The sequence below is a fragment of the Rhodobacter sp. P1_C2 genome, from assembly GCF_056406375.1.
Map to the genome: position 1 here is coordinate 58,419 of NZ_JBFUAG010000010.1, position 18,764 is coordinate 77,182.

The window sequence follows — 18,764 nt, forward strand, 5'->3', positions numbered from 1 at the left end:
GCTTCGGCCCTCCTCCTCCACCAAGACGGCAGCACGTTTGCGTCGGGATCAGGAGGGCCGCCATGTCAGAAGCCAATATCACCAGCTTTGGAAAGACGGCGGACGGGACCGAGGTGCAGAAGATCACCCTGACCTGCGAGGGGCTGACGGCCGCCGTGATCACCAAGGGCGCCACGCTGCAGTCGGTCCGGATGGAGGGGGTGGCGCATGACCTCACACTCGGCTCGGACCTGTTGAGCGACTACGAGGGCAAGCTGCGCCATCACGGCTCGCTCGTGGCGCCGGTGGTCAACCGGTTCACCGATGGCAAGGCCACGATCGGCGGCAAGGCCTATGCGTTCGAGAAGAACCAGGGCGGCATCCATACGCTGCACGCCGGGGCGGTGGGGACGCAGCACAAGGTCTGGACGATTGTCGCGGCGGATGCGGCCTCGGTCACGCTGGCGCTGGACCTGCCGGATGGCGAGGGAAATTTCCCCGGCAACCGCCATGTCGAGGCGACCTTCTCGGCCCTGCTGGGCAACCGGCTGCAGATGGAGGTGCGCGCCACGACCGACGCGTTGACCCTCTTCAACGCGGCCAACCACAGCTACTGGAACATGGACGGCAGCGAGAACTGGGCCGGCCACACCCTGCAGATCGCCGCTGCCACCTATCTGCCGGTGACCGAGACCTTCGCCCCCACCGGCGAGATCGCCGATGTGAGCGGCACGCAGATGGACTTTCGCCGCGGCCGCAAGATCACCCAGGGCGATACCGAGCTCGACAACAACTTCTGCCTCTCGGGCGGGCGGCAGGGTCTGCGCGATGTGTTGTGGCTGACCGGGACCTCGGGGCTAAAGATGACCATCGCCACCACCGAGGCGGGCATCCAGGTCTATGACGGCCGCGCGGCGGTGCGGCCGGGGCGCGGGATCTACGAGGGTCTGGCCATCGAGGCGCAGAACTGGCCCGATGCGCCCAATCATCCGGGCTTCCCCTCGATCGAGCTGAAGCCGGGGGAGACTTATGAGCAGGTCACCCAGTGGCGGTTCAACCGGTCCTGAACGGTCTTGCCGGGGAAATCGGGGGGGCCAGCCCCCCCGACCCCCCCTGCCGGAGGGGCTTTCCGCCCCTCCCGGGCCACGCCGAGGATATTTCTCTCTGGATGAAGACGCGAGTCAGAGCGATTCTGACAGCAGGGCTTCGAGGCGGCGCCAATGGCGTTCGGCACCGGCAGCGTTGAAGGCGGCGCTGTCGGGGACGCACCAGCCATGCGCCATGCCCTTGTAGTTTTCCAGAACATGGTCGACCTCGGCCTCGCGCAGGGCTTGGGCAAGGCGGGCGGATTGCGGGGGCGGGAAGCTGCCATCGACGCCGGCGCTGCCGACATAGACCTTGCCGGTGATCTGGGCCACCCGAAGATGCGGGCTGTCGGCGGCCTCGCTGGCGAGATTGCCGCCATGCAGGCTGGCCACGGCGCGGATCCTTTCGGCAAAGCTTGCAGCCGCATTCAGGGCCCTGGCGCCCCCCATGCAGTAGCCGATGGCGGCGACGGGGCCGCTGGCCCCCTCCTCCGCCAGCATGGCGAGCAGGGCCTCGGTATCGGACAGGGTCTGCGCCTGCGAAGTGCCGGTGATCATCCGCATCAGGGCGGCGCGGCTGGCGTCCTGGCTGAAGGCGGTGGCGGCCTCGAAAGGACCATAGGCGCCGAAGCGGTAGAAGAGGTCCGGGAGCAGGACGACATGGCCGAGCGCGGCAAAACGTTCGGCCATCTGCGCCAGGGCGGGCCGCGGGCCGAAGGCATCCATGTAAAGGATCACGCCGGTTTTGCCCCCCTTCTGGGCCGGGTGAAACACCTGCACCGCCATCCGGCCCTCGGGCAGGTCGGCTGTTCTGGTCTGCGCGGTCATCCTGGGGCTCCTTTCTGAAATGGGCGTCTCATTCGCCGGCGGTTTCGGCGGCCAGCGCCGAGGCATGCAGCATCTCGTGTTCCAGCGTGACCTGTTCGTGCGAGCGCGGCTTGCTGAAGGGGGCGACCAGCAGATAGGTCGCGGGCGTCAGGAACAGGGTCGACAGGGCGGCAAAGCCCAAAGCCCCGACGATGACCCAGCCCAGCGCCACCCGCGCCTCGGCGCCCGGGCCTTCGGCAAAGACCAAGGGCAGCGCGCCGAGGATGGTGGAGAGCTTGGTCATCATGATCGGCCTCAGGCGGACAAGGCTGGCCTGCTGGATCGCCTCGCGCACCGAAAGCCCCTCGTCGCGCAGCTGGTTGGCAAATTCGACCACCAGAATCCCGTTCTTGGCCATGATGCCGACCAGAAGCACCAGCCCGATCTCGGAATAGACGTTCAGTGAGCCGCCGGTGAGCAGCAGCGCATAGACACCGCAGGCTAGGCCGAAGGGCACGGTGACCATGATGATGGCCGCGCTGACGAAGCTTTCGAACTGCGCCGCCAGCACCATCAGGATCACCAGCGCGGCAAAGCCGAAGGTCGCGGCCAGCCCGCCCGAGTTCTGGCCGATCGTCGCGGCCTCGGCCAGGGGGATGATCGACACGCCGGGCGGCAAGAGCGGGATCAGCGTGGCGCGGGCCTGGTCATAGCCATCGCCGATCGGGAAACCGTCGCTGAGGCCGGCGGTGATGTCGACCGCCCTTTGCTGCGACTCGCGGTTGAGCGAGGGCGAGGAGGCGCCTTCGCTGAGCTCCACCAGGGTCGCCATCGGGATGAAACGGCCGTCCCCGGCGCGCACGAAGATGTTCTGCAGATCGGTCGGGTCGTTGATCGGCTGGCTCGTCGATTGCAGATAGACGGGGTAGGTCTGGCCGCCGAGGTCGATGTCGCCAAGCGGCTTGCCGTCCAGCATCGCCTGCAGGGTCGTGCCAAGCCCGGTCACATCGACGCCAAGCTGGGCGGCGCGGATCCGGTCGATCTGCACGGTGACCTGGGCCTGGGTCGCATCATAGCTTGACCGTACCTGGCCGAAGCGCGGGTCGGCCGACAGCGCCGACACCGCGATATCCGAGGCCTTGGCCAGCGTGTCGTAATTCGTCCCCACCAGCGCGAATTGCAAGCCGTTGCCGCCGCCACGGATGTTCAGGCTGTTGGGCTGGATCGTGGTGGCCCGCACCCCCGGCACCTGGGCGATGGCCTTGTTCACATCGGCGGCGATCGCCTGCTGGTTGCGCTTGCGCTGATCCTGCGGCGCCAGCGAGATCGACATGAAGGCCCGGTTGGTCGAGCCGCCAAAGCCGGTGATCGCAAAGACATTGGACACCTCGCCCGCGGCTTTCAGCGGGGCCAGAAGCTCTTCGATCCGGCCGATCTGGGCAGTGGTGTAATCCAGGCTGACATTGGTCGGCGCCTGCACGCTGACGAGGATGCGGCTGCGGTCCTCGGGCGGGGTCAGCTCCTGCTTGAGGGAGGGGAAGGCCAGGGTGGCGAAAAGCGCGAACAATCCCGCCGCCAGCATGATCAGCCAGGGCACGTTCAGCGCGCCATGCAGCAGGCGGCCATAGAGCCGGGCGATGGTCGCGCCAAGCCGGGCCACGGCGCCATGCCCCTCGCCGGGATCGCGCCGCAGCGCCTTGGCCGCCATCATCGGCGCCAGCGACAAAGCCACCACGGTGGAGACCATGACCGCGATCGCGAGGGTGATGCCGAACTCGCGGAACAGGGCGCCGACCTGACCGGGCAGGAAGGAAATCGGGATGAAGACCGCCGCCAGCGTGACCGAGGTCGAGAGGACGGCGAAATAGACCTCCTGCGTGCCGCTGACGGCGGCGGCGCGCGGCCCCTGCCCCTCGCGCCGGAGGCGGACGATGTTTTCCAGGACCACGATGGCGTCATCGACGACGAGGCCGGTGGCCAGCACCAGCGCGAGCAGGGTCAGGATGTTGATCGAGAAGCCCGCAAGGTAAAGACCCGCCAGCGCCCCCGACAGGGCGATGGGCATCGAAACCGCCGGGATCAGCGTGGCGCGCCAGTCGCGCAGGAACAGGAAGATGATCGCCGTCACCACCGCCACCGAAATCGCCATCGAGCGGACCACCTCGGCCACGGCGCCCTTGATGAAGACCGCGTCGTCCGAGGTGATCTCCATCCGCACGCCGGGCGGCAGGTTGGGGCGCAGCATGTCCAGCGCGCGCTGGATGCCGTTGGAAATGTCGATCGTGTTGGATTGCGCCTGCCCGATGACGCCCAGCCCGACCCCGGCCCGCCCGCCGGAGTTCAGCTTGGTGCCGCTCGGGTTCGGGGCGAGGAAGGCGGTCGCTACATCGGAGAGCTTGACCTCCTTCTTGATGTTCAGCGCGGCGATCTGGTCCAGCGTCACCACCTTGGCTGTGGCGCGCACGATGATGTTCTGGTTGGTCGCGTTCAGCGTGCCGGCCGGGCTGTCATAGGACACATCGGCCAAGGCCGCGCTGACATCGGCCATGGTCAGCCCGCGCGCGGCCAGCGCCGCCGGGTTGATGTCCACCGTCAGGATCTGCGCCGCGTCGCCATAGGTCTGGATATCGGCCACCCCGTCCACCGCGCGCAGACGGTCGATGATCGTGTCGTCGATCAGGTCGGTCAGCGGCCCGACGCCCATCGTGTCCGAGGTGACCGCGATCTGCATGATGGCCTGGGCGTTGCTGTCGGCCTTGACCACGACCGGGTCCTTGGCATCGGTCGGCAGGGTAGAGCGCAGCCGCGACACCGCATCCCGCGTGTCCGAGGCCGCGACATTGAGGTCGGTCGCGGCCGAAAATTCCACCGTCGTCCGGCTCTGGCCATAGCGCGAGGTCGAGGACAGCCCCGTCACGCCAGAGACCCGCGCCACCGCCCCCTCGATCAGCGCGGTGATCGAGCTGTCGACCGTATCGGCGGCTGCGCCCGGGTAATTGGTGCTGATGGTCAGGACCGGGCGGCTGACATTGGGCAATTGCTGGACCTGCAGGCCCAGAAGGGCGGCAAGCCCGGCCACGAAGATCATCGCATTGATCACGAAAGCCAGAACCGGGCGCCGGACGAACAGCGCCGCCAGCGCCGCCCCCTGCTGAAGCTTGGCCGCCTCCGCCATGGCCTAGTTCCCCGCCGCGGCGGCGTTCTGCCCACCCGCGTTCTGCCCACCCGCGACCTGCACCTTGGCGCCGGGTTTCAGCCCGTCCAGCCCCTCAGTCACCAGCGCGTCGCCGGCTTTCAGCGGGCCCGCCACCAGAACGCTTTCGGTGTTGCGCTGCATGATGCGGACCATGACCTTGTCCACCTTGTTCTCGTCGCCCTCCGCCGGGGTCACCCGCCAGACATAGGCCCCGTCCGAGCCCCATTGCACCGACAGCGGGTCCACCGTGACGAAGGTCTGGCCGGGGAAGGTCATCAGCACGGTGCAGCCCATGCCGGGCTGCAGGTTGCCGTCGCGGTTGGCGACCTCGGCCTGAACCTGGAAGGTGCCGCTCGCCGGGTCGATCTGGTTGTCGATCGACGAGACCCGCGCCGCAAGCGTCTGGTCGGGATGCGCCACCGGCACCAGGGCGGCATCGGCCCCGACCTTGACCATGCCCACCAACCGCTCGGGCAGCCAGAAATTCACTACGAGGGCCGAGGAATCCTCGATCGAGACCAGTTCGGTCTGCGCGGTCACCGCATTGCCGGGATTGATCTTCAGGATCCCCACCACGCCCGAGATCGGGGCGAGGATGCTGCGGTCGGCCAGGTCCTGCTCGGCCGCGCGCAGGTTCAGGACGGCCAGCTGGGCGGCAAGCTCCACCGCCTGGGTCTGGGTCGCCGGGGCGGCATTGCTTTGCACCAAGGCATGGTTGCGCTCGACCGTGCGGTTGGCGTCATCCACCGCCAGCCGGGCCTTGTCGCGGGCGATTTCCTGCACGGTGGAATCCAGGCGCGCGATCAGCTGCCCGGCTTCGACATGCGCGCCCGATTGCACGAGGATCTCGGTCAGGGTGCCGCTGGCCTTTGGCATCACCATCACCGATTGCAGCGCGGCACTGGTGCCCAACGCCGTCACCTTGTCGTTGATCACCTGCTGGCCCGCCGCGCGCACCCGCACCTTGGCGATGCGCCCCTTGCCCGAACCACCCGCGGCGGAAGCGCCCGCAGCAGGGGGCGCCTCGGCCGCCTCGCCGTTCAGCCCCAGCGCGGCCATCGGCCCCGCCATGCCATGGCTGGCCAGAAACGCCGCCGCACCCGGCGATAGTTTCAACCCGGCATAGCCCGCAACCACGATCAGGACCAGGGCGAGGATAAGCTGTTTCCAAAAGGACAAGCGGGCAGTCTCCTGAATAACCGGGCCGCAACCCTGCCAGTGCTATCTTTGCGCGAAGCGCCGCGAGGTCAACGCGGCAACCCGGCTTTTCTGACACGATCTGGTTATCCACCCGCGCCCGACAAGGCTTCTACGCCCGGGGCCCGGTTTTCCGTCGCCAATCAGCCGTCCAATCCGGCCGGGGCGCTGGCGCCGCGAAACCATTTGACGATGGCGGCGCGTTCCTGCGGCTCGATGAAGGAGAGGTTGGCGGGCGGCATCGCATGGGTGATCCCGGCCTGTTCATAGATCCGCCGCGCCTCGCGCGCGATGTCGGTGGGGGTTTCCAGGACGACGCCCTTGGGCGCCCAGGGAATGCCCTCATAGCCCGGCTCCCGCGCATGGCACATCGAACAGCGGCCCTGCACGATGCTGACCACATCGTCAAACCCCGAGGCGCTGGCATAGATCAGCGCCGGGCCTTCCAGCTTGGCCTCCTCCTGCGCATGGGTCATCGGCGCGGTCGAAAGCCAGGCGATGATCAGGAACAGCACGCCCGTGACCGCCCAGGTCCAGTGCGGGCTGCCCTGCTTGGCATGGCGGGAGTTGAACCAGTGCCGGATCGTCACACCCATCAGGAAGACAAGGCTCGCGATGATCCAGTTGTACTTCGTCGCGAAGATCAGCGGGTAGTGGTTCGACAGCATCAGGAAGATCACCGGCAGCGTCAGGTAGTTGTTATGCGTGCTGCGCTGCTTGGCGATCTTGCCGTATTTCGCATCTGGGGTTCGGCCCGCCTTCAGATCCGCCACCACCACGCGCTGGTTCGGCATGATGACGAAGAACACATTGCCCGACATGATCGAGGCGGTGAAGGCCCCCAGGTGCAGCAAGGCCGCCCGGCCCGAGAAGACATGGACGTAAAACCAGCTCATCGCGACCAGAAGCACGAACAGCGCCACCATCACCGCCGTCTGGTTGGCATTGACGAAGACCTTGCAGATCGTCGTATAGGCCACCCAGCCAAAGGCCAGCGAGGCGAGCGAGATCGCCACCGCCTGCCAGACGGTCAGGTCCAGAACCTCGGGGTCGATCAGGAAGAACTGCGCGCCCATGTAATAGACCAGCACCAGCATGGTGAAGCCCGAAAGCCAGGTCGTGTAGCTTTCCCATTTGAACCAAATCAGATGCTCGGGCAGCGCGGCCGGGGCCACCAGGTATTTCTGGATGTGGTAGAAGCCGCCGCCATGGACCTGCCACTCCTCGCCATTGGCGCCGGGCGGCAGGGGCACGTCGCGGCGCAGGCCGAGGTCGAGTGCGATGAAATAGAAGCTCGACCCGATCCAGGCCATCGCCGTGATCACATGCAGCCAGCGCACCGCGATCTGCACCCAATCCCACAGCACAACCCAATCATACATCGCCTGGCCCCCATCGCTTTGGCAAAAATCTATACCGCGCCGCACTCTTCTGTTAATCCTGCAAATGCCGGATCACTTTCAAAAAATGCAAAAGGGCCAAAGCGCCGATGTCCTATGTGAACAATTTACGCATGTTCGTGCGGGTCTATGAATTGTCCTCGATGTCGGCGGCGGCGCGCGACCAGCGCACCTCGCCCGCGGTCGCCTCGGCGCGAATCTCGGAGCTGGAAAAGCACCTTGGCATCCGGCTCTTCAACCGCACCACCCGCAGCCTGCAACCGACCGAGAATGGCCGGATCTTCTATGACGGTGCCTTGAAGGTGCTGGAGGCGATCGACGAGGCGGAAGCCTCGGTCGTCGAAGTGGCGCAGAACCCGCGTGGCGTGGTCTTCGTGGCGGCTCCCCTGGGCATCGGGCGGCGCTTCATCGCGCCGCATGTGCCCGGTTTCAAGGACCTCTACCCCGCCATCGACGTGCGCCTGCGCCTGTCGGACCGGGTGATCGACATGACGGCAGAGGGGCTGGATCTGGCCTTCCACCTTGGCACGCTGGAGGATTCCACGCTGAAGGTCCGCCTGATCGCCGATTGCCCGCGGCTTCTGTGTGCCGCCCCCGCCTATATCGCGCGGCGCGGCATGCCGGCGGATGGCGAGGCGCTGGTGCGCGACAGGCACGACTGCCTGAACCTGCGCTTTCCCGGCGCGAAAGAGTTCCAGTGGACCCTGCAGACCCCCGAGGGCCCGCGCCGCTTTGAAATCACCGGGCCCTTCGAATCCGACGATGGCGATGTGCTGACCGGCTGGGCGCTGGACGGGCGGGGCATTGTCCTGAAACCCGTGTTCGAAGTGGCCGATGCCCTGCGCGACGGGCGCCTGGTGCCGGTGGCCCTTGCCACGCCGCCCCTGCCCACGCAGCTGTCCCTGCTGTCGCAGCACCGCAGCGCCAAGGACAGCAAGATCCGGCTTTTCACCGATTTCATGGTGGCCCGGATCAAGGAGGAACTGCGCCGCGCCGCAGGTGTCGTCGCCGGCACCTGAGCCGCAAGAACCCGCGCTGGCGGGCCTTTTCCGGCCCTTACCGCCGTTCAACCAAAAGCTGTGGCGCTCTGCGCAAACCCGCAAAATACCCTCGCATTTTGCGCCAATGCGGATAGTCTGGCCTCGTCTGGCGCATTTTTTATCGAGTCCCTCAACCACAGGATTAGCTTTTTGGTTCAATTGCGCGAAACCGGGGGCGAGAGCGAGGTGCCCGGCACCTCCTCGGAAAAGACCGTGTTGACCTTTGCGCAACTGGGCGCCTTTCAGGACAGCCGCTTTCCTGTCTGGGTCTTCGACATCGACCTGTCGCGGGTGGTCTGGGCCAATGGCCCGGCGCTGGAAATCTGGTCCGCCGCCTCCACCGCCGAGCTTATGCAGCGCGACATGGCGCAGGACATGTCCAGTTCGGTGCAGGCCCGTCTGCGGCAGTTCCAGTCCGGCTTTGCCCTGGGCGAGGTCTATGACGAACAATGGACGATCTTCCCCCTCGGCAAGCCGCGCGTGCTGTCCTGCCGGTTTCGCGGCTGTCTTCTGCCTGATGGGCGCCTGGCGATGCTGGCCGAGGCGCAGGCGATCGGGCGGCAGGATCTGAACCTGCGGCGCAGCTCGCAGGCGCTGCTTTACACCTCGGTCATGGTCACGACCTATTCTGCCAGCGGCGAATGCACCTATGCCAACCCGGCCGCGCGCCGCGCCTTTCCCGCCGCAGGCAAATCCGCGCTGACGCGCTTCCTCAACCCGGTCCTGCGCGAAATTCTGGCCGAGGCCCCGAGTTTCGACGCCGAGGGCACCTATCTGAGCGAGGTCTCCACCTCGCGCGGGATGCGGACCCATGAGGTCGAGATCCGCCAGAGCTATGACCCGATCGAAGGGCAGCGCAACTTCCTGATCACCGAGATCGACGTCACCGAACAGCAGGCCGCCAAGCGCGAACTGGCCAATCTCGCCACGCAAGACGGGCTGACCGGGCTGCACAACCGGACCTACCTCGCCCTCTCGGCCGCGACCTTCATTGAGGATTCGGTTCGGCGCGGCAAGCCGGTGGCGCTGCTTCTGCTTGACATCGACCGGTTCAAATTCGTCAACGACACGCTTGGCCATGCGGCGGGCGACGAGCTTTTGCGCGAAATCGGCCTGCGGCTCAGCGCGGCCCTGCCCGAGGATGCGCTCCTCTCGCGGCTTGGCGGGGACGAGTTCTGCTGCCTCCTCTGCGCGAGCGAGGGCGAGCGCGCCTTCCTGCGCGTCGCGGCCACGGTGCTGAAGGAACTGCGCCGCCCGGTGATCGTGGACAGCTACGACCTCAGCGTTTCGGCCAGCGCCGGGCTCAGCATGGCCGAGGCCGGGCGGGTGACCTTCGACGAATTGCTGCGCAAGGCGGATCTGGCGCTGTTCGATGCCAAGGGCAGCGGCGGCAATGCGGTGCGGGTCTTCCGCCCCGAACTGGCCGAACGCAGCCAGCGCTTCCTGCAGGTCGACAACGAATTGCGCGAGGCCCTGTCGCGCAACCGGCTGGAGCTGTTCTACCAGCCGCGCGTCTGTTTCAGCAGCGGTAAGATCGTCGCCGCCGAGGCGCTGATCCGGCTGAACTCGCCCAGCGGCGCCGCGGTCCTGCCGGACGAATTCATCCCGGTGGCCGAGGCGACCGGCCGCATCTCGGCCATCGGCCGCTGGGCCCTGCGCGAGGCGGCCCGGCATCTGGTGGCCCTGCGTCAGGCCAGGGCCACGATCAACCTGTCGGTCAATGTCTCGCCCCGGCAATTCGCCGACCCGTCCTTTCTGGGCCTGTTGCGCCAGCTGCGCCCGACGATCGACGCCGATGCCGGCGATATCGAACTGGAGATCACCGAGAACATCCTGGTCGAAACCGACCGCCGCCTGCAGCGCGTGCTGATGCAGATTTCGGAACTGGGCTACAAGCTGGCGATCGACGATTTTGGCACGGCCTATTCCAACCTCGCCAGCCTGACGCGCTATCCGATTTCCTGCATCAAGATCGACCGGACCCTGATCGCCCACAAGGACTTTCGCCTGCTGGTGACCGGCGTTCTGACCATCGCCCGCGCCTTCGGGGCGCGGATCGTGGCCGAAGGCGTCGAGACCGAGGTGCAGCGCCAATGGCTGGAAGACAATCTCTGCGACGAGTTCCAGGGCTATCTCTTCTCGCGCCCGGTGCCCTTTGCCGAACTGGTGCGGATGGTGGCCGGGCAGCCCTGAGAGGGAAGCCGCACAAGGCGGCTCGCCCGGTACGGATTCAGACGCCCGCCAAAGCCCCCCGCCGGTGCAGCCCTAGTGCGGATGCCTCGTCAGCGGAACATCGGCGGCCTTGCATCGACCCATTCGCCCCTTGCCTTGGCCGAGGCCACCGCGGCATGGACGGCGGCCATCGAGCGCAGGCCTGCAGCGGCGCGGGGCAGGCCGGGGCGGGCCTCACCGCGGATCGCATCGGCCAGATCGCAGTAGATGTTGGCCACCGCCATCGGGAAACCCTCGGGATGGGCAATCGCCACACGGCTTAGGCGGCGGGCGTCCTCGCAAAGCCCCGCCTCGCCCTTCTCCATGATCTGGGTGCGGCCGCCCACCGGCGTGTAGATCAGCTGGTTGGGCTGTTCCGAGGCCCAGCGAAAGCCCCCCGTCTCGCCAAAGACCTGGATGTCGAAGCCATGCTGCCGCCCGATGGCCACCGAAGAGGTCCAAAGCCGCCCGACCGTGCCCTTGCCCATGCGGAAGTTGACCATGGCGTCATCCTCCAGCTGGCGCGAGGCGATGGTCGAGGCGAAATCGGCCGAAAGCGTGGTGACCTCGTCGTCGCAGAGGAAGCTCGCCATATGCAGCGCATGGATGCCGCAATCGGCGAACTGGCCCGAGACGCCCGCCATCGCCGGGTCATAGCGCCAGCGCACCCGGGGGTTATCCGCGTCGGTGGCGTCGCCGTGGTGGCCGTGGCTGAAGTTGGTGACAACGAGGCGGACCTTGCCGATCTGGCCCTCCTGCACCATGGCGCGGGCCTGGCGGACCATCGGATAAGCCGAATAGCAATAGTTGACCGCGCAGATCTTGCCGGTCTTCTCGGCGACCCTGACGATCTCCTCTCCCTCTTCGACGGTCAGGGTCATCGGCTTTTCGCAAAGCACGTTGAAGCCCGCCTCGAGAAAGGCCTTGGTGATCTGGAAATGGGTGGAATTGGGGGTCGCCACGGTGACGAGGTCGAGGCGGTCGGGGCGGCCCCGCTCGCCCGCCAGCATTTCGGTCCAGTCGCCATAGGAGCGGTCGGCGGCCACGCCCAGCCGCTGCGCATAGGCGCGGCCCGCCTCGGGCCGATGATCCAGCGCCCCCGCCACCAGACGGAAATGCCCGTCGGCCAGGGCGCCCAGCCGGTGAGCCGGGCCGATCTGGCTGCCCTCGCCGCCACCGATCATGCCCCAGTTGAGTTGTGCCATGAGGAGCTCCTTTCAAAAACCGATGGAGGAAAGATAGGCGCGGTTCTTGCGCGCGTCGTCGACTGGGCTGACGTCGAGGGTGGGGTCGCAGTCCTGCTCGACCGTGCACCAGCCTTGAAAGCCCGCCTCAAGCAGGATCTGCCGGACGGCGGGAAAGTCGACGTCGCCCTGGCCGAGGTTGCAGAAGATGCCCTGCCCGCAGGCCTCGTAAAACCCCGTGCTGGCGGCAACCGCCCGGGCCTTGACCTTCGGGTCGATGTCCTTGAAATGCATATAGGAAATCCGGCCGACATGGCGGCGCATGAAGGCCACCGGGTCGAAGCCCGCGTAAGAATGGTGCCCGGTGTCGAAGCAGATTTTCAGGATGCTTTCGTCCACCTCGTCGAGGAGGCGTTCGAGTTCAGGCTCGAAATCGATGAAACCCGCCGCATGGGCATGGATGCCAACGGTCAGGCCGAAGTCCTCGGCCCCGATCCGCGCGACCTGGGCGATGCGGTCGCGGAAGGCGGCCCATTCGGCGGCGTCCATCTGTTCGGCATCCCCGGCCCGCCCCGCCGTCGGTGCCCGGCGGGGGGAGATGCTGTCGATCAGCACGAGGTGGCGCGCGCCATGCGCGGTCAGCGCCTTGCAGGTGCGCAGGGCGGCGTCCTGAACCTCCTCCCACTTGGCCGGATCGTGGAAGGGGCGGAAGACCACGCCGCCGATGAGTTCCAGCCCGTTCTCGGCCAGGGCCTCGCCGAGGATCGCCGGGTCTTCGGGCATGAAGCCGATCGGGCCAAGCTCGATCCCGCGGTAGCCCGCCGCGGCACATTCGGCCAAGACTTGTCGCCAGGGCGGGTTGCGCGGGTCGCCTGCGAATTCGACGCCCCAGGAACAGGGCGCATTGCCGATGCGGATGGTCATGGGGTCGCTCCTTGCGGGACGGCGTGCCATTGGCCATCGGCGGAGGCCCGGAACGCGGTCTCGATGATCTGGGCGACGGCAAGACCGTCGCGGAAGGTCGGCCAGACCGGCTGGCCGCTGTGGATCGCGGCGAGGAAATCCCGCGCCTCGATGATGATCTGGTCCTGATAGCCGGTGCCATGCCCCGGCCCCTGGCAGAAGGCGGCGAAGTCGGGATGGGCCGGGCCGGTCAGGATGCGGGTATAGCCGCGCAAGGCCTCCGGCCCCTCGGCACGATAAAGCCAGACGGCGTTCTGATCCTCCTGGTCAAAGCGGATGCCGCCTTTCGTGCCATGGATTTCATAGGCATAGCCCATCTTGCGCCCCGTCGCCACGCGGCTGACGTAAAGGTGGCCCATGGCGCCAGAGGCAAAGCGCAGCATCAATTGGCCGTGGTCGTCGTTGTCCACGGTGCCGCCGGGGCGGCTGACATGGACCGTCCCGATCCGCGCCGAAAGCTCGGCCACCGGCCCCATCAGCGCCAGCATCGCGTTGATCGGATGGGGGGCGAGGTCGCCCATGCAGCCATTGGCACGGCCCGTGGTCCGCCAGCTTGCCGGGGCCTTGGGGTCGGCGAGGAAATCCTCGGTATGTTCGCCGCGAAACCAGGTGACCTCGCCGATGGTGCCCTGCGCCAGCAGCTGGCGGACGAATTGCGTGGCGGGGGTTCGGACATAGTTGAAGCCGATCATGTTGGCCTGACCCGAGGCCTCGGCCGCCGCGACCATGGCCCTGGCATCGTCGAGCGACGCGCCAAGCGGCTTTTCGCAGAAGACCGGCTTTCCGGCGGCAAAGGCCGCCTCGGCAATCGCGCGGTGGGTGGCCTGCGGCGAGGCGATGACCACCGCCTGCACCTTCGGATCGGCCACGAGGTCGCGCCAGTCTGCCGTGGCGCGGGCAAAGCCATAGGTCGCGGCATGGCGCGCCGCGGATTCCGGGCTGGTGGCCGCGATCACCTCCAGCCGCGGCCTCAGCGCGGTGTCGAAGACCGCAGCCACCGCGGACAGCGCCACGGCATGCGCCTTGCCCATGTAGCCGCCGCCGACCAGGCCTATGCCGATCTCTGTCATCCCGCCTCCCGAGCGATATTGCAACCGGTTGCAAAAGATGTATCCTTGGCGGCGAAATCGCGCAAGCCCCGTTCGAGAGGCACCAAGGATGCAGACGATCCGACTGACCGTGGCCCAGGCCATCGTGACCTGGCTGGCCAACCAATATGTCGAGGTCGACGGGGTCGAGCGCCGCATCTGTGGCGGGGGGTTCGGCATCTTCGGCCATGGCAATGTTCCCTGCTTGGGCGAGGCGCTCTACCCGTTCCGCGTGGAACTGCCGCTCTACCGGGGTCAGAACGAACAGAGCATGGGCTTCGCTGCGGCGGCCTATGCGAAATACCACCTGCGGCGGCGGTTCATGTTCTGCACCGCCAGCGCCGGGCCGGGGACCGCGAACCTGTTGACGGCGGCCGCGCTTGCCCATGCCAACCGCTTGCCGATGCTGATGCTGTGCGGCGATACCTTCCTGACCCGGCTTCCCGATCCGGTGCTGCAGCAGCTGGAGCATTTCGGCAATCCGTCGCTTGGGGTGAACGACGCCTTCAAGGCGGTGAGCCGGTATTGGGACCGCATCACCCATCCGGCGCAGATCTTGCAGTCGCTGCCCGCGGCCTTGGCCACGATGCTGGACCCTGCCGATTGCGGCCCGGCTTTCCTCGGCCTGCCGCAGGACCTGCAGGGCTGGGCTTTCGACTATCCGGCGGCCTTCTTCGACCGCCGCCTGCACCGCATCCGCCGCCAATCCCCCGATATGCGCGAGATCGCCGAGGCGGCCTCGCTGCTGCAAGCCGCCAAGCGGCCGGTGATCGTGGCGGGCGGCGGGGTGCAATATTCCGGCGCTGCGGGCGTGCTGACGGCATTCGCCGAGGCGCATGGCATCCCGGTCGTCGAGACCATCGCCGGCCGCGCCAACATGCTGGCCTCGCATCCCCTGAACATCGGCCCCCTCGGCGTCACGGGGTCGGACAGCGCCAATCGGGTGGCGGGGGCGGCGGATGTGGTTCTGGCCGTCGGCACGAGGCTGCAGGATTTCACCACCGGCTCCTGGACGGTCTTCGCCCCGGATGCCCGGCTGATCGGGCTGAATGCCGGGCGGCAGGATGCTTCCAAGCACCAGTCTCTGGCCGTGGTGGGCGACGCGCTTCTGGGGCTTCGGGCGCTCGGGGACGCCTTGGGCGCCCATGCCGCGCCGCAGGACTGGACCGCCCACGCCCAGGCAGAACGCCGGGCCTGGGATGCCTATGTCGAGGCCAACATCGCCCATGGCAACCGGCCCAATTCCTATGCCCAGGCCATCGGCATGGTGAACGCGCTGTGCGACCCGCGCGACCGCATCGTGACCGCCGCCGGGGGCCTGCCGGCCGAAGTCACCGCCAATTGGCGGACCCTCGGCCTTGGCACGGTGGATGTGGAATTCGGCTTTTCCTGCATGGGCTACGAGATCGCGGGCGGCTGGGGCGCCCGCATCGCGCAAGCCGAGGTCGAGCCCGCCAGCGACACCGTGGTCTTCGTCGGCGACGGGAGTTACCTTCTGATGAACTCCGACATCTACTCCTCGGTCCTGACGGGCAAGAAGCTGATCGTTCTGGTGCTCGACAACGGCGGCTTTGCGGTGATCAACAAGCTGCAGAACAACACCGGTCAGCCCAGCTTCAACAACCTGATCGCCGATTGCCCGACGGTCACCGCGCCATTCGCAGTGGATTTCGAGGCCCATGCCCGGGCGATGGGCGCCCTGACCGAAACCGTGGCGAACCCGGCCGAACTCGGCGCGGCCTTCCTGCGCGCCAAGGCGGCCAGCAAGACCTCGGTCATCGTGATGCAGGTCGACCCCTACGAAGGCTGGACCACTCAGGGCCATGCCTGGTGGGAGATCGGGACGCCCGAAGTTTCAGCCTCCACCAGCGTGCTGGAAAAACACGCCGAGGTCGAGGCCGGGCGCGCGGCGCAAAGGCCGGGGCTGTGAGCGCCGATCTCGCACGCCTCGGGCGCCTGCCCTGCCTCGTCATCGGGCGGGCGGGGATGGACCTTTACGCCGACCCGCCGGGAGCAACGATCGAGACGGCCACCCGCTTCACCACCGCATTGGGGGGCTCTTCGGCCAATATCGCGGTGGCGTTGACCAAGGCGGGCGCCAGGGCTGCGCTTCTGACCTGCATCTCGGATGATGCGGTGGGGCGGTTCTGCCTCGCACAGCTGGACGCCTATGGCGTGGACCGCACTCATGTCCGCGCTGCGGGCGGTCCGGCGCGGACCTCGCTGGCCGTGGTGGAAACCCGGGTCGAGCGTTGCCAATCCGTCATCTACCGCAACGTAGCGGCGGATTTCGACATGACCACCGCCGATGTCGAAGCTGTCGACTACACCCGCTTTGGCGCGCTGGTCACCACCGGGACGGCGCTTGCGGCGGAGCCGTCGCGCAGCGCCACCTTCCGCGCCTTCGACCTTGCCCGGGCGGCGGGCCTGCCGCTGATCTTCGACATCGACTACCGGCCCTATTCCTGGGCCTCGCCGCAGGAGGCCGCGCAGGTCTATTCCCGTGCTGCAGCGCTTTGCGACGTGATCGTCGGCAACGATCTGGAATTCGATTTCATGGCCGGCGCGCCGGGCGCGGGCCTGGCCAAGGCCCGCAGCCTTAGCGCGGGGATCGTCGTCTACAAGATGGGCGCAGAGGGCGCGATCACCCTCCAGGGCGGGGAAGAGATCCGCACCGGCATCTTCCGCACCGCGGCCCTGAAGCCCACCGGGGCGGGGGATGCCTTCCTTGGCAACCTGATCGCCAGCCTCGCCAAGGGCGAGGCCCTGAAGACCGCCGTGCTGCGCGGTTCGGCCGCTGCCGCCATCGTCGTCTCTCGAGTGGCCTGCGCGCCCGCCATGCCCACGACCGAGGAACTGGACCGCTTCCTTGCCTCTCACATCGGCCCAACCGGGGCCTGATAGGACATAAGATGCACATAGCCCCGCATGACAACCGGAACCAAGCCATCGTCGACATGGGCAACCCCTTGGTGCCCCTCGTCTATTTCAACATCGTCACCCTGAAGGCGGGGGCGCGTTTCGACTACCGCACCCCGGGATACGAGACTTGCGTGGTCCCCGCCACCGGCACCGTGACGGTGGAGACGATGGGCGAGACCTTCGCCGACATCGGCCATCGCGGCGCCGATGTCTGGGATGGCGAGCCCGAGGGCGCCTATGTCCCCTCGGGTGCGGCGGCCCGGATCACCGCACGCACCGACACCGAGGTCTTCGTGGCCGGCGCAGCCTATGCCGAGACGCTGCGCCCCTTTGCCGTGCGTGCCGCCGATATCGACCGCGTGCAATATGGCTCAGACGACACCAAGACCCACCGCAAGATCAAGCATATCCTCGGCGCCGCCCATCATGACCGCGTCGGCCGCCTGCTGGTCTCTGAACTCTTTACCGTGGGCGCGGGTGGCTGGTCGGGCTTTCCCAGCCACAAGCACGACACCGACCGCCTGCCGGAGGAGACCCGCCACGACGAATGCTACAACTTCCGCTTCCGCCCCGATTACGGCTCGGGGATGCAGATGCTGCAACGGGTCGATAACGCGCCGGGCGAGGCCTATCACATCATGAACCGCTCGACCGTGCTGATCGACAAGGGCTATCACCCCTGCTGCGTGCTGCCGGGCTACGAGATGTATTACTTCACGATCCTCGGCGGCCAGAGCCAGCGCAGCCTGAAGCAGTATTTCCAGCCGACCCATGCCGCGCAATTGCACACGATCCCCGGCATCATGGACATGGTGGCCAAGTTCAAATGACGCTTGCGACGCTGGAACAGGTCCTGCAACCGGCGCTGGCGGGCGGATATGCCGTCCCGGGCCTCGTCTGCCTCGGCTGGGAGGACATGCGCGCCTATGTCGCCGCGGCCGAGGCCGAGCGCGCGCCAATCATCCTGCAGGCCGGTCCGGCCTGTCGCGCCCACACGCCCTTGCGGGTCCTCGGCGCGATGTTCCGCCACCTGGCCGAGGCCGCCTCGGTTCCCGTCGTGGCCCACCTCGACCACGGCACCACGCTGGAGGACTGCCGGGCGGCGCTGGCTTCGGGCTTCACCTCGGTGATGATAGACGGGTCAAGCCTGCCGCTGGCGCAGAACATCGCCCTGACGGCAAGGGTCGCCGAACTCGCCCATGCCGTCGGGGCCTCCTGCGAGGGCGAGATCGGCTTTGTCGGCTATGCCGGGGGCGCCGCCTCGCGCGGAACCGATCCGGCGGAAGCCGCCCGCTTCGCCCGCGAAACCGGGATCGACGCCATGGCGGTCTCGATCGGCAATCTGCACCTGCAGTCGGACCCCGGCGGCGGGCTTGACCTTCCCTTGCTGCGCGCGATCGAGGCGGTGACCACGGTGCCCCTGGTGATCCACGGCGGCTCGGGCGTCGCCCCGGCCGAGCGTCTGTCGCTGGCCGAGGGCAGCCGGATCGCCAAGTTCAACATCGGCACCGAACTGCGCCAGGCCTTCGGCACGGCACTGCGCGACAACCTGCACCGCGACCCCAGCCAATTCGACCGCATCGCCCTTCTGAAGGCCACCGAAGCCCCGGTGACAGAAGCCGCCAGAGCCGTGATCCGCAGCCTTGGCGCCTCTGGCCGTACGACGCCCTGAGAGGACCGGCGCTGAGACAC

Annotated in this window: 14 protein-coding genes; 7 read left to right on the forward strand and 7 right to left on the reverse strand. The window is 67.3% G+C overall.

The genetic code is table 11. The annotated features are described in order from the left end of the window. Positions 1-62: 62 nt before the first annotated feature. Positions 63-1,046 carry an aldose epimerase family protein gene (locus tag AC1DZT_RS17405; RefSeq protein ID WP_478007914.1) on the forward strand — a complete coding sequence of 328 codons (984 nt, stop codon included), beginning with the start codon at positions 63-65 and terminating at the stop codon, positions 1,044-1,046. Positions 1,047-1,160: 114 nt separating this feature from the next. Here AC1DZT_RS17405 and AC1DZT_RS17410 read toward each other — a convergent pair whose 3' ends face one another. From AC1DZT_RS17410 to AC1DZT_RS17425, 4 genes are all read right to left on the reverse strand, one after another. Next, complete coding sequence (locus AC1DZT_RS17410) at positions 1,161-1,892, reverse strand: dienelactone hydrolase family protein (protein ID WP_478007915.1); 732 nt, start codon at positions 1,890-1,892, stop codon at positions 1,161-1,163. A gap of 28 nt (positions 1,893-1,920) precedes the next feature. After that, positions 1,921-5,046 carry an efflux RND transporter permease subunit gene (locus AC1DZT_RS17415; protein WP_478007916.1) on the reverse strand — a complete coding sequence of 1,042 codons (3,126 nt, stop codon included), beginning with the start codon at positions 5,044-5,046 and terminating at the stop codon, positions 1,921-1,923. Positions 5,047-5,049: 3 nt separating this feature from the next. Further along, positions 5,050-6,246, reverse strand: coding sequence for an efflux RND transporter periplasmic adaptor subunit (locus AC1DZT_RS17420; RefSeq protein WP_478007917.1), 1,197 nt, complete (start codon positions 6,244-6,246; stop codon positions 5,050-5,052). Between the two features lie 161 nt (positions 6,247-6,407). Beyond that, entirely contained in the window at positions 6,408-7,646 is a 1,239-nt protein-coding gene (locus AC1DZT_RS17425) for a urate hydroxylase PuuD (RefSeq protein WP_478007918.1), read from the reverse strand. Between the two features lie 107 nt (positions 7,647-7,753). Between AC1DZT_RS17425 and AC1DZT_RS17430 the strand changes: the two genes are divergently transcribed. Both AC1DZT_RS17430 and AC1DZT_RS17435 read left to right on the forward strand, forming a co-directional pair. Continuing rightward, positions 7,754-8,683, forward strand: coding sequence for a LysR family transcriptional regulator (locus AC1DZT_RS17430; RefSeq protein WP_478007919.1), 930 nt, complete (start codon positions 7,754-7,756; stop codon positions 8,681-8,683). Positions 8,684-8,854: 171 nt separating this feature from the next. Continuing rightward, on the forward strand, positions 8,855-10,897 hold the full coding sequence (locus AC1DZT_RS17435; RefSeq protein WP_478007920.1) for a putative bifunctional diguanylate cyclase/phosphodiesterase: 2,043 nt from the start codon (positions 8,855-8,857) through the stop codon (positions 10,895-10,897). An 89-nt stretch (positions 10,898-10,986) separates the two neighbouring features. Here the strand turns inward: AC1DZT_RS17435 and AC1DZT_RS17440 are convergent, their stop codons facing one another. Genes AC1DZT_RS17440 through AC1DZT_RS17450 form a run of 3 tightly spaced genes read right to left on the reverse strand, consistent with a single transcriptional unit; the run spans position 10,987 to position 14,132 of the window. Beyond that, entirely contained in the window at positions 10,987-12,120 is a 1,134-nt protein-coding gene (locus AC1DZT_RS17440; protein WP_478007921.1) for a Gfo/Idh/MocA family protein, read from the reverse strand. 12 nt (positions 12,121-12,132) lie between these two features. Further along, entirely contained in the window at positions 12,133-13,023 is an 891-nt protein-coding gene (locus tag AC1DZT_RS17445; protein ID WP_478007922.1) for a TIM barrel protein, read from the reverse strand. After that, on the reverse strand, positions 13,020-14,132 hold the full coding sequence (locus AC1DZT_RS17450) for a Gfo/Idh/MocA family protein (RefSeq protein WP_478007923.1): 1,113 nt from the start codon (positions 14,130-14,132) through the stop codon (positions 13,020-13,022). The genes AC1DZT_RS17445 and AC1DZT_RS17450 overlap by 4 nt, the downstream gene beginning before the upstream one ends. 88 nt (positions 14,133-14,220) lie before the next feature. On the opposite strand from AC1DZT_RS17450, the gene iolD reads away from it, so the two are divergent. From iolD to AC1DZT_RS17470, 4 genes are read left to right on the forward strand one after another with little or no spacing between them, the layout of a single operon-like run. After that, positions 14,221-16,080 carry a 3D-(3,5/4)-trihydroxycyclohexane-1,2-dione acylhydrolase (decyclizing) gene (gene iolD / locus AC1DZT_RS17455; protein WP_478007924.1) on the forward strand — a complete coding sequence of 620 codons (1,860 nt, stop codon included), beginning with the start codon at positions 14,221-14,223 and terminating at the stop codon, positions 16,078-16,080. Further along, positions 16,077-17,051, forward strand: a complete 975-nt coding sequence (gene iolC, locus AC1DZT_RS17460; RefSeq protein WP_478007925.1) for a 5-dehydro-2-deoxygluconokinase — start codon at positions 16,077-16,079, stop codon at positions 17,049-17,051. Before iolD ends, iolC begins: the two co-directional genes overlap by 4 nt. 11 nt (positions 17,052-17,062) lie before the next feature. Continuing rightward, positions 17,063-17,902: a 5-deoxy-glucuronate isomerase gene (locus tag AC1DZT_RS17465; protein WP_478007926.1), complete on the forward strand. Its 840-nt coding sequence runs from the start codon at positions 17,063-17,065 to the stop codon at positions 17,900-17,902. After that, positions 17,899-18,744: a class II fructose-bisphosphate aldolase gene (locus AC1DZT_RS17470; protein ID WP_478007927.1), complete on the forward strand. Its 846-nt coding sequence runs from the start codon at positions 17,899-17,901 to the stop codon at positions 18,742-18,744. The genes AC1DZT_RS17465 and AC1DZT_RS17470 overlap by 4 nt, the downstream gene beginning before the upstream one ends. The last annotated feature ends 20 nt before the right edge of the window (positions 18,745-18,764 follow it).